The following is a 10,590-nucleotide window of genomic DNA, read 5'->3' as shown; positions in this document are numbered from 1 at the left end:
GTGCAAAGGCTTCTAAGTCTTTTTTGTTCATAATCTGTCTATCCTTCCCGTAAGGGGTTAATGATAGACAGTTACACAGACTTAATTACAGTCTCCCAAGCAGAGAATTACAGCTAGAAAACCGACTAACGACTTTTTAGTTTTCGACTCCGTAAAAGCAGCTCAGGCGGAGATCGATTCACTCAAACGAGAAATCCAATGCGAAAGAGATGTGCGAAGAAAATCAAAGGTTCAAAAATTAAAGTTAGTAACTTCAAGAACTGAATAAGTGCGGCCGTTTATAACTTCATAAGTTGAACATCGAATTTATCAAAGCTTCAAATTATGAACACTGGATAAATCGCCTTGTGCCTTACGCCCCTAGCATTTCAAACGATTTTAGAAGTTTTCGAGAAGGCACTTCCACCATTCAGAAATTGAACACCTTATGTATATACCAACCCCTATACGGTTAAAGGATTAACGAAGGGCAGGATGATATAAGCACAACACCTTAAACACACGAATATGAACATAGGCTATTTTCTAATGTTTTCGGAAATAAACTGGAGGATGACTTTATGGGCGGAATTGGAAGTGGACGACCATCAAGTAACCGTGACACTGTCGACAGCACGCGCTGTATAGATATTCGATTCATGCGGCGAATGGGGTGGCTCCAAGCTGGTATGGCTGGCACCTTAAGATGGAACTGCAACGGCCTGCCCTCCGGTGACATCCGCTACCGAGTGACTGAACATAGTCTCAATCTTAACTATCGTTATCGCATTAACGGTGGTGACTGGCAGAGCGTAGCCCAAACTGTCGCGCTAGAAACAACACCCTGTCATTATGGCGGTTTACGGTATTGGTTTACTTGCCCGCGCTGCGAAAGGCGCTGCGCCTTACTATGTGGCGCAGAAAGGCTGTTCTACTGCCGACAGTGCTACAACCTTCCCTATCAAACACAATTGGAAGGGGCGCACGGAAGAGCCTGCATGAAGCGCAACAAGCTGGAAAAGAAGCTGTTTGGCCCCAATCGCCGGCGCATGTGGGCACATACAAGAGACCGACTAATTAACGAGCTAGTAAAAGCCGAGGATGCGGCCAACCAAGCCCTTATTGCTCATTTCAAAGATTTATATAGTGATATATTCTGACCCGTAAAAGGCAACACTCATAGCCAGAGAACAGCTAATGAAGAAAGATAACGGTAAATATGAGTACCTAGATATTCCTGACTATTTAATGCCCAGTCCAAGAACAAACTGGCGCCTACCTCCGCTCTGGTGGCCAGCCGCAATTATCAAATATTCACTACTACCTTACCTTTACCCAATCGGGGTAATACATTGCCGATGGGTTTCAGACATAAGAGCATGAATTAGCGGCAGGAAACTCCCCGCTCTCTATATCGTAATACATTGTGACTCCTCCGCAACGAAATATAACGCTCACTTTTGGGAAAGCTTAAACGTAGCGTAGGCCACCCCAGCCGCGCTGGCCTTTTTTGCACCGAGATAATATGTGCTTGTTATGATTATTTAATTTTTTCTAAGGTTGCTGAGTTCGCCGCGACTAAGTATTTCACTCCCCCCTGTTCAGACACCTGAACTTTCACCTTAACCCTGTCACCAACTTTAAGCTTTGCGCGCTCTTCGCGATTGCACTGCACACGAAGGCCCTCTTCAAATGGTTGACCACTCACACATTTAAGCCGCTTTCTACCAAACTCCTCAAAGACTACCGCGACTACGGCGATCCTCTCAGAGTCTTCCCGAGCGTAGGAGATCTTCCCACTGCTCTTTTTCTCAAGAACAATAGGGAGTGATATTTGAGAGCCTATTGCTTTAAATCCGTAATCTCTATCACTCACTACCTCAGATCTCATATTCAAGTTATGGCCGTAAAACTCAATTGCAGCAGCTTCTTTGTTTACTGCTGCGTTTTCAAATGAGGATATTGCTAAAATATAATGCTTAAACGTATCATGGAACCCTCTTATGGCCTCCCGAAACTTATCATCTGTATTTTGGCTGTGCGAATTGAACGCATCAGAAACATGCTGCTGCCATCGCCTTACAGGATCTTTGGAAAGTCCAACGTATGTTCCTACAGCGCACTGGTGGGCATAAATGAGATACTCCGCTGATTTAACTTCCTGCTCTTGCAGCCCATTTATTAATTCAAATCTTATTCTCGACGGGACACTCATCAATTACCTCGAAAAATAATAACACCCACAAGACGGGCCGGAATGTAAGCGCGAATCGCTGAAATAGAAGCCCGACCCCGTAGGGTTACGTGCCTGCGATGAGGCAGTATATAAAGACTCTGCATTTTAACCTAATCCGACGCTTGGCAGGCTCAAACGCAGTGGACAACCCATTTTTACAGCAGTTTCCATCTACCCCCTGATAAACCGACAACAACAACCTGCAGGGGGGGGGGTACATTGATACCCCCGACTATTTAATGCCAAGCCCTCACACGAACTGGCGACTACCACCGCTCTGGTGGCCGGTTGCGATGATTAAATATTCACTTCTGCCCTACGTTTACCCAATCGGGATAATACATTACCGATGGATTGCATACATAAGAGCCTAAATTGACTACACGGGCGAAGCCTTACCATGTATAATCGCCTATATACAGCAGCATAGTTCCTTATCAATCGCTTCTTTCAGCGAGATAAACAGCGAGGATTACTAGCTGGAAACACCCGCACAACAGATACTCACCATCAAACTGGCCTTTGACGCACAATAAAGGCGACAAGTTGTGACACTGACTATAAATCGGAATGCAAAACAACTGAAAATTAATGTCGCCCTATCAGAGAGACCACTACCATTGTAAATTCATGTAAATATGCGCGATTAATACTCCATATAGGCGATGGGCTCGTAAATTATTCCATTGACGATAATTGAGGATAGATAATGACAAAAACAATTTTAGCCTGCCTTTGTATTGCGGCAATGGCATTACCTGTTACTAGCGCGCTCGCAGACGACGACCGCGAGCTCTCAAAGTCGAAAACATCTAAAAACTATTCCGACAAAGATCATAAAAAGGACAAGAAAAAAAGTAAACCAGACGATTATCACGATGAGCATGAACAAGCTGCTAATAAAGGTAAAAAGCATGGCTGGGTTAATGGCATGCCGCCCGGCCAAGCCAAAAAATCTGGTGAAGGCAAAGTAAAACACAAAGAACATGACCACGAAGACAATGATCACGACTACGATCGCGAAGGGTATCGCAGTGGTGGCGCCGAGCGAAATACCCACTACGATCGCAATCAACCGCCCGCTACAAGCGAAGAGATCTTGACTGATATGGCTAAAGACGCAGCGGCCAGAAGTGCTGGCGCGGCACCTGGTAGCGCAGAAGAAGCGCTGATCTATATTGGCACTGATGTCATCCTCGAACGCACAAACCGATAACTAGACCGTATAAGGCCTTGCCACCCGCGAGGCCTTATTTTTTAATCGCACATAAAGCAGCCGCTAGTTCAATTCATATTCGGCCTCATTGGCAACGCGCGTGCTGATAGTGAACAATGCCTGCTGGCTTGATTATCCTCGCCCCTCCGCCTGTTAAAGCAAGACCTTATAATGATCGACTCGCCCGCAGATACTTAACAATGACAGATAGCGACGCCACCTTGGGGGCACTTTTGGGGGCATAAACAAAAAACCTAATTTAAATAACGTTTATTATCAACAGGATATGAGTTGTTTTAAAGTGACGCCGGCCCACCAAAAATTCTTCCAAGGGAGACCAAGGAAGGCCTGAAACCCCAGTAAATCTGGGGTTTTTTGTGTCTGGAGCGTCCATAGGGGGCTGGGGGCATCTATTGCAATCTAGCATATTATGAGGGTATATCTGGGGGTACATTGACCGACGCTATACGTGATACCCCCAATTTAAGTAGCCCCGACAAACTAAGCGACGGGGGGGTGAACTGTTTCTATTGGTTAAACCCAATGGGGAAAAATATTGGCGCTTCAAGTACCGATACTTCACCAAGGAAAGGCTGTTGGAGCTGGGGGTATATCCAGACCTATCCCTAAAATCCGCCCCCAAATACACTAACTTTTTATTAAGCTGAACTTGTTGTGAATCGCATGATGAATAAATGATAATTTTTTTCGTACCGGCTGAGACAACACAAAAGGGTAGGCGTCGTTCATGCCCATACTTCTATTTAAGGAGTTTAGAATCACGGAGAACTCCATCCAAGCATCTAGTACAGATGTGATTGATGTTTGAGAATAAAAGAACTTCGAGTCTTGAGGTAAATTTAATTCATCAGTTTCTTCAGCGTCCGCCGCATCACCGGTAATTGAGCCCGTAATTGAGAAGTTTTTAGCGGTTTCTAATGTATCCATGATATGCATGTAATGTGCCCACGTCTCTGCCCAATCCTCATATGGGTGCATGGTGGCGTATTCACTAATAAATTCATCACGCCAATTATCAGCAGGCTTATTTTCATAATACTTTTTCAAGGATTCTTGATAATCAAGCTCATCATCACCAAAGCATTCTTTGCTTAGCGCATTTTTTTTCTCTGAGCCGACAATCAATTGGTCAAAGTAGTAGTGACCTAGCTCATGCCGGAAATGCCCGAGCAAAGTTCGATAACGCTCATTCATTGCATACTTTGTCTGCGAACGAGCAACATCGTCGGCTTCCGCCAAATTAATAGTAATATGGCCACAGTCATGGCCGGTAAAAACAGATTCAGAATAGTCTAATTTACTAACAAAATGGTCATTCACATCGCGATCGGTAGTAAAGTCAAAACTCAATCCATTCTCTGGGTCCTGCCTAAGATTACGCAGCGGCAGGGATAAAGCCTTTAGGGTATACAATGCCCGACGTTTAGCTGCCTCCATCTTCTTCCACAACGGGATATGCTCAACAATAGATAAGTCAGGAACCGTTTCATTAAAACGACAAGCAAAACACAACACTTCATCATTGCCGTCCTCCGGCACAAGATCATCCAAGTTAACCATGCCATTGCATACATTATAGTCGGCATTATTATCACACTTTTGATAACGAGCCGCTGGTCTACGGGCTTTGAAATAGCATCCACTTTCTTCATCAAAGTCATACGGCTCTACCTTATTAAAAGCATCATCAAGCCCAACAACTCTTTGACATGAAACACAGCTACTGCTTTCAAAAAACAGTAGCTGCTTATTATCACAGCTACATCTAAAGGTTTTCATAGGTTTTCTCAATTTTATATAGTGTTGAAATAACAGACGATCAACAGGGCACTTCGCTACCGTCCCAGGCAAATACCTTTCCGCTATCGGCTACCGTAAGCCCTTGTAAAACGTCGATCATTTTCCTTGCTGAGTAATCCGCATTAAACAATTTATTACTGGGAACGCGCTGCTGGAAGGGCTGTGATAAATTGGTATCTACGGTACCGGGGTGCAGCCCCACTACAATAGCTTGTTTTTTACGCCAAGCGACTTCAATGCTGGCGGTTTTTATTAGCATATTCAGCGCGGCTTTGGCGGCACGATAAGAATACCAGCCACCCAGACGATTATCTCCGATACTGCCAACGCGGGCCGAAAGCGCGGCAAACACTGCCCGCTGTTTAAGCTGAAGCTTGGGCAAAAAATACTTGGCAACCAACGCGGGACCGATCGTATTGGCGAGAAAACTCCGCTGAAAGTTTTCACTACTTAAATCGCGCAATGACTTTTCCGGCATAAAATCGCTTTCATGAAGTATTCCGGTGGCAACAATCACACAATCCAATAGCCCGTCTTTTGCGCTCTGCTCTGCAGCCTTTTTGATGGATTCTTCATCAGCAAAATCGACTCTGCCGTAATTCACATGAGCCAACTTGTTTTTTATTTCTGAACGAGAAAATGCATGGATTATATTGCTGGGATCAGCAGCAAATATTTTAACAAAGGCAGAGCCAAGACCACCGGAGGCACCGATGATGACAATATTTTGATTTGGCATATTTATGCTCTATTAGTTAGGCCTATTTTGCAAAGAATCACCAGTGACGACTCAAGCAATCAATCATTGCTGTCGCCGTATATTGCACTTTACGTATAGTTACATGCTGGCGCACAAAATGAATCAAATTTTCATCGCTCCTAACTTGAGATCCCCCACCTTAATTCCGAGCGATGACGGCAATCACCGGTCTTCCACGTACGCCAAATACCAACCAGCTCGCCCCAAAGCCTCCTCCCGAGCTTCTTTCGCTCGCGCATCCCAACGACGACATACCGTGCTAGTAGGTGGATTGTTGATCCCTGTATTGTGGTCCTAGACGGGTACTATTGTAATCCGGTGCTAAGCGGGGGTATAACTGAGGGTAACTGGATATAGGGACGTAGCACAGCCAATGAAGGCCGATAAAGATCCTGATAAATACGAGTACTTAAAGATTCCCGACTACTTAATGCCGAAGCCAAGAGTCTATGGGCGATCTTCTTGCTTATGGTGGCCAGCGGCGATGTTGAAATATTCTGTATTGCCCTATTTATACCCTATAGGGCTTATTCGCGGCCGATGGATTAGCGATATTCGAGCCTGATTTTACAATAAGCGCCACACCGCTGTCGGCAAGCTAATTCTTACTGGATAACCATGCACCACACTGCATGGCGCCCCATGGCTTTTGGGGCCGATGTCCCGTCAAGGTTGAAACAATCATTGCATTGCCGCGCCATTCACTCCAGTCTACAATTTGTCATTTTCGTGTCATAGCGACGTGCAATTCTAATAAGTAAGCCGTCCTTTTAGATAAGTAGGAAATAATACTATGGGTCAACGTAAATCCCGTCGCGGATTATCGCGCCGCAGTTTTTTACGAAGAATGGGCCTTGGCGGCGCCGCAGTTGGCGCTGTAGCAGGTTCTACCGCCACGGTGAGTATTGCCGCATCGACATCTGACAAGAAGGCGATATCCCAAGCGCTGTCGCCATTTCAGCACGGTGTGGCCAGCGGTGACCCACTGCAAAACGCCCTAATCATTTGGACTCGGCTTAGTATTGAAGGCAGCTTGCCCTGCGATGTGAGCTGGGAGGTAGCCGAGTCACCCTCGTTTAGCAGCACAGTGGCGCAGGGCGTGTTTACCACCGACAGCAGCCGCGATCATACCGTTAAAATAGACGTAACCGGCCTCTCGCCTGAAACAAGCTATTACTACCGCTTCTCGGCTTTGGATTTTGTTAGTCAAATCGGCCGGGGCCGCACCTTGCCCCAGGCCGGGGTCGATCACTTGCGCTTGGCGGTATTGAGTTGCGCGAGTATTCCCCACGGCTTCTTTAACGCTTACCGCCGTGTTGCCGAGCGGCCTGACCTCGATTGCGTGATTCACTTGGGTGATTACATTTACGAGTACGGTAACGATGGCTATGGCAGCGATGTGCAGGCTGGCGGCCGCATTTATAAACCCGGCCACGAAATGGTGAGTTTGTCTGACTACCGTCGTCGCCACGCCCAATACAAGCGCGATTTAGATTTGCAGCGCTGCCATCAACAGCATCCGTTTATTTGTGTATGGGATGACCACGAATTTACCAACGATGCCTGGTTGAGTGGCGCTGAAAACCACAACGACGGTGAAGGCGACTGGACCCAGCGCTCGTCCTTCGCATTGCAAGCATATAGCGAGTGGATGCCAATTCGCTTACCGGAGCCGGGCAATCGCGCGCGCATTTACCGGCAATTCCGCTTTGGTGATTTGCTAGACCTCATTATGCTCGACACGCGCTTTGTCGGCCGCGACCAGCAGCAAGCCGGTAGCATTCCCGCGCAAACACCGGGCCTCGGTGGCTTTGGCTTTATTGACGCCGGCGACATTGCCAGCGCAGATCGCGGACTACTTGGCGATGCGCAAACTCAGTTTTTAAGCACTGCGCTGAGCAGCAGTTCTGCGCAGTGGCGATTCCTCGGCCAGCAGGTGATGTTTGGGCAGTTAAAACTCATTGGCGAGCCCAATGCGCTAAATGTAGCGAACCCCGGAGGCCAAGGCGGCATATTCTTAAATACCGATCAATGGGATGGCTACCCTCGCGCTAGGGAAGAGGTTTGGAAGATGATTCGCGGTAATGGCGGCGCACCCGTCGACAATGTGGTGGTGCTAACCGGCGATATTCACACGGCGTGGAGCATGGACATTAATGAAGACCCAAACAACCCGATAGCCTACAACCCGCTTGATGGTAGTGGTTCGATGGCGGTGGAGTTTGTGGCAACGTCGGTGTCGTCACCGGGGCTCGACGAAGTGCGCGAGCTTGGTGAGGAGGGACTGAAGATTGTGAACCCCCATATGAAGTACATCAATTTACGCGAACACGGCTATTTATTATTAGACCTAACGCCTGAGCGCTGCCAGGGCGAACACTGGTTTGTCGACGCCATTGACGGGCCATCGCGAGGCGAAAGCTTGGCTGCGGCGCATTTTACCGCCAGTGGCGAAAATCGCCTGCAGAGTGCAGCTGGGGCCAGTGCGGCCAAAGCGAATCCACCCGCACCAGCACCGTACGAGGGAATTCCGCTATGAATAAATTATGCGTTTTTATTGCGCCAATGCTCTTAGTCGCATGCGGTGGCGGCTCCAGTTCCAGCTCGCGAGATGCTGGCGTACCGAACACACCAACCGCGCCCCAGGCTGAGCAAACCCTACGATTTATTGCCATTGGCGATACCGGCACCGGCAATGATGGCGACGCCACTCACCTGCAATACCAAGTGGCCGATATGCTGAAACAGGTTTGCGAAATGCGCGGTTGCGACTTTGCAGTATTAGCTGGCGACAATATGTACGAAAGCGGTGTCGACGGCACAGACGACCCGCTGTTTGCCGATGCCTTTGAGCAACCCTACGGCGATATTGGCATTCCGTTTTATGTGGCGCTGGGTAATCACGACAATTCGGTTACGCTAATTGGCGAGGGCTCACAAAACGCCAAAGGCGATGTGCAAGTTCAATACACCGACGTGTCGCCGTCGGGCACGTGGAAAATGCCAGAGCGTTTTTACACCCAGACCTTCACTGGCAGCGTTGGCGACGACGTATTTGCGCAATTGTTCACGCTAGACTCTAGCCCAATCAGTCACTTCTTTGACGACACCAGTTCGCAGTGGAGTGGCGATGCCCTAGACGCCTATATTCTCAGTCAGGCGAATTTTATGCAGGAGCAGCTGGCCACCAGCAAAGCCAAATGGAAAATTGCCCTTGCCCACCACCCCTATATTTCGAATGGCCAACACGGCAATGCTGGCCAATATGATGTGGGCACCGCGCCCGACCCCTGTCTTGGTGTGGGCGACGTTATGCTCAGCAGCAGCTGCCGTGGCGCTGACTACAAGGCCTTTTTGGAGGCGACGGTGTGCGACAAGGTCGACCTGTTTATAACCGGCCACGATCACGAGCTGTACTGGTTTAAACCGCAAGCTGGCTGCGGCAAAACCCAGCAGATTGTCTCTGGCGCGGGGGCAAAAAGCCGTGAGGTATTTGATGCCACCCGTAACGATGCCTATTTTCAGCTGGGCATGAGCTGGGGCTTCTTTTGGATTGAGCTGCGCGACGACCGCTTGGTAGGCGCGGCCTACGCCCTCTACCCAGACGGCAGCTTTTACAATGCCGACGACCAAGGACGACCACTGCCGGTGTTTGAACAGGTGTTGATGAAGCAACCATGAAGGCATTCTTATTTGCGGTAGGCTTATTGGCATTGCTTGGTTGCAGCGATAACAGCCAGCGCTACCATAATGCCCGCTTCGACTTTAGCTTGCAGCTGCCCAGCGATATGCAGTGGCGCGAAGACTACTTGGGCAGCGCACTGGTAATAGAACCACGCGCCGACTCGGCACTGGCAGGTAAGCTCCGCTACCTGAGTGTCGATGTGAATGACGCGAAAGCTACCACCAACAGTCTAGAAGATTACAGTCAGTTTCGCCTGAGCGAATTACAGCGTTTTGCGCGGCGCAGCGAAATTCATCAACGCGAAACCCGCAGCCTAGCGGGTTACCCCGCGCAGCGTTTACGGGCTAGCGTTCAATTCGGCGCCCAAGAAAATACACTACTACTTTACTACCTGCTGGCCGATGGTCGCGGCTATACCCTGACTGCGGCGTTTGTGCCCAATAGCGACCAAAACAGCACTGCGCAAGTCGACGCCCTTATCGGCAGCCTGCGCTTGCCAACACCCTAACAAAGGCGCGGGCATTACTAACACGCGGTTTACCAGCAGAACATCGCCAGCTTTTTGCCCATAATCATGGCGGGTAAATATTCGTCACTCGCCCTACCGGCCAAGCCATAACAAACATGAAACGGCAAAAGATGCTCTTCTCTTGGATGGCAAAAGTGGGCGAACGGTGCCGTATCCCAATGGGCGAGACACTCGTGTCGCTCGCGCTCAGTAAGATCTGAGCTGCTCATGGTGTGGTTTAGCCAGCGTTCAAAGGCATCGCTATTCGAATTGAGTTCACCTGCATTTGCGCCAGTGACTTTTCAGAATACCAAGATGCGTTTCGATACGCCGAACACGGCTTTATCTTGGCAGACGGCTTCGATTTGCTAAAAGTAAAAGGATC

9 protein-coding genes and 1 pseudogene are annotated in these 10,590 nt (G+C 48.6%); 6 read left to right on the top strand and 4 right to left on the bottom strand.

The window, feature by feature from the left end; translation table 11 throughout:
• Positions 1-977 precede the first annotated feature (977 nt).
• The gene (locus tag HNQ57_RS16490) at positions 978-1,139 is read left to right on the top strand and encodes a hypothetical protein (protein ID WP_184464833.1); all 162 of its coding nucleotides are present in this window, start codon (positions 978-980) and stop codon (positions 1,137-1,139) included.
• Positions 1,140-1,519: 380 nt separating this feature from the next.
• On the opposite strand, the gene HNQ57_RS16485 is transcribed toward HNQ57_RS16490, so the two are convergent.
• Positions 1,520-2,194 carry a GIY-YIG nuclease family protein gene (locus HNQ57_RS16485; RefSeq protein ID WP_184464831.1) on the bottom strand — a complete coding sequence of 225 codons (675 nt, stop codon included), beginning with the start codon at positions 2,192-2,194 and terminating at the stop codon, positions 1,520-1,522.
• A 730-nt stretch (positions 2,195-2,924) separates the two neighbouring features.
• On the opposite strand from HNQ57_RS16485, the gene HNQ57_RS16480 reads away from it, so the two are divergent.
• A complete protein-coding gene (locus tag HNQ57_RS16480; protein ID WP_184464829.1) occupies positions 2,925-3,431 on the top strand; it encodes a hypothetical protein in 507 nt (168 codons plus the stop codon).
• 518 nt (positions 3,432-3,949) lie between these two features.
• A pseudogene (locus HNQ57_RS18270) lies at positions 3,950-4,099 on the top strand (Arm DNA-binding domain-containing protein); the annotation flags it as partial.
• On the opposite strand, the gene HNQ57_RS16470 reads toward HNQ57_RS18270, so the two are convergent.
• Both HNQ57_RS16470 and HNQ57_RS16465 read right to left on the bottom strand, forming a co-directional pair.
• Complete coding sequence (locus HNQ57_RS16470) at positions 4,080-5,231, bottom strand: zinc-binding metallopeptidase family protein (RefSeq protein ID WP_184464828.1); 1,152 nt, start codon at positions 5,229-5,231, stop codon at positions 4,080-4,082. The pseudogene HNQ57_RS18270 and the gene HNQ57_RS16470 overlap by 20 nt on opposite strands.
• 40 nt (positions 5,232-5,271) lie before the next feature.
• Positions 5,272-5,991, bottom strand: coding sequence for an SDR family NAD(P)-dependent oxidoreductase (locus HNQ57_RS16465; protein ID WP_184464826.1), 720 nt, complete (start codon positions 5,989-5,991; stop codon positions 5,272-5,274).
• Positions 5,992-6,805: 814 nt separating this feature from the next.
• On the opposite strand from HNQ57_RS16465, the gene HNQ57_RS16460 reads away from it, so the two are divergent.
• Genes HNQ57_RS16460 through HNQ57_RS16450 form a run of 3 tightly spaced genes read left to right on the top strand, consistent with a single transcriptional unit; the run spans position 6,806 to position 10,205 of the window.
• Positions 6,806-8,551 carry an alkaline phosphatase D family protein gene (locus HNQ57_RS16460; protein WP_184464824.1) on the top strand — a complete coding sequence of 582 codons (1,746 nt, stop codon included), beginning with the start codon at positions 6,806-6,808 and terminating at the stop codon, positions 8,549-8,551.
• Positions 8,548-9,693 (top strand): metallophosphoesterase, encoded by a 1,146-nt coding sequence (locus HNQ57_RS16455; protein ID WP_184464822.1) that lies wholly within the window; start codon positions 8,548-8,550, stop codon positions 9,691-9,693. Before HNQ57_RS16460 ends, HNQ57_RS16455 begins: the two co-directional genes overlap by 4 nt.
• Positions 9,690-10,205, top strand: coding sequence for a hypothetical protein (locus HNQ57_RS16450; RefSeq protein WP_184464820.1), 516 nt, complete (start codon positions 9,690-9,692; stop codon positions 10,203-10,205). Before HNQ57_RS16455 ends, HNQ57_RS16450 begins: the two co-directional genes overlap by 4 nt.
• 29 nt (positions 10,206-10,234) lie before the next feature.
• On the opposite strand, the gene HNQ57_RS16445 is transcribed toward HNQ57_RS16450, so the two are convergent.
• Positions 10,235-10,435 (bottom strand): class III extradiol ring-cleavage dioxygenase family protein, encoded by a 201-nt coding sequence (locus tag HNQ57_RS16445; protein ID WP_184464818.1) that lies wholly within the window; start codon positions 10,433-10,435, stop codon positions 10,235-10,237.
• Positions 10,436-10,590: the final 155 nt, after the last annotated feature.

It is taken from the genome of Zhongshania antarctica (genome assembly GCF_014202945.1).
GTDB lineage: Bacteria > Pseudomonadota > Gammaproteobacteria > Pseudomonadales > Spongiibacteraceae > Spongiibacter > Spongiibacter antarcticus.
This window is presented reverse-complemented; position numbering and strand designations above follow the sequence as displayed.

Excerpts from the sequence above, each read along its gene's own strand:
- HNQ57_RS16450 (WP_184464820.1), top strand. The coding sequence starts at position 9,690 with ATGAAGGCATTCTTATTTGCGGTAGGCTTATTGGCATTGCTTGGTTGC.
- HNQ57_RS16445 (WP_184464818.1), bottom strand. The coding sequence starts at position 10,435 with ATGAGCAGCTCAGATCTTACTGAGCGCGAGCGACACGAGTGTCTCGCC.
- HNQ57_RS16490 (WP_184464833.1), top strand. The coding sequence starts at position 978 with ATGAAGCGCAACAAGCTGGAAAAGAAGCTGTTTGGCCCCAATCGCCGG.
- HNQ57_RS16470 (WP_184464828.1), bottom strand. The coding sequence starts at position 5,231 with ATGAAAACCTTTAGATGTAGCTGTGATAATAAGCAGCTACTGTTTTTT.
- HNQ57_RS16460 (WP_184464824.1), top strand. The coding sequence starts at position 6,806 with ATGGGTCAACGTAAATCCCGTCGCGGATTATCGCGCCGCAGTTTTTTA.
- HNQ57_RS16485 (WP_184464831.1), bottom strand. The coding sequence starts at position 2,194 with ATGAGTGTCCCGTCGAGAATAAGATTTGAATTAATAAATGGGCTGCAA.
- HNQ57_RS16465 (WP_184464826.1), bottom strand. The coding sequence starts at position 5,991 with ATGCCAAATCAAAATATTGTCATCATCGGTGCCTCCGGTGGTCTTGGC.
- HNQ57_RS16455 (WP_184464822.1), top strand. The coding sequence starts at position 8,548 with ATGAATAAATTATGCGTTTTTATTGCGCCAATGCTCTTAGTCGCATGC.
- HNQ57_RS16480 (WP_184464829.1), top strand. The coding sequence starts at position 2,925 with ATGACAAAAACAATTTTAGCCTGCCTTTGTATTGCGGCAATGGCATTA.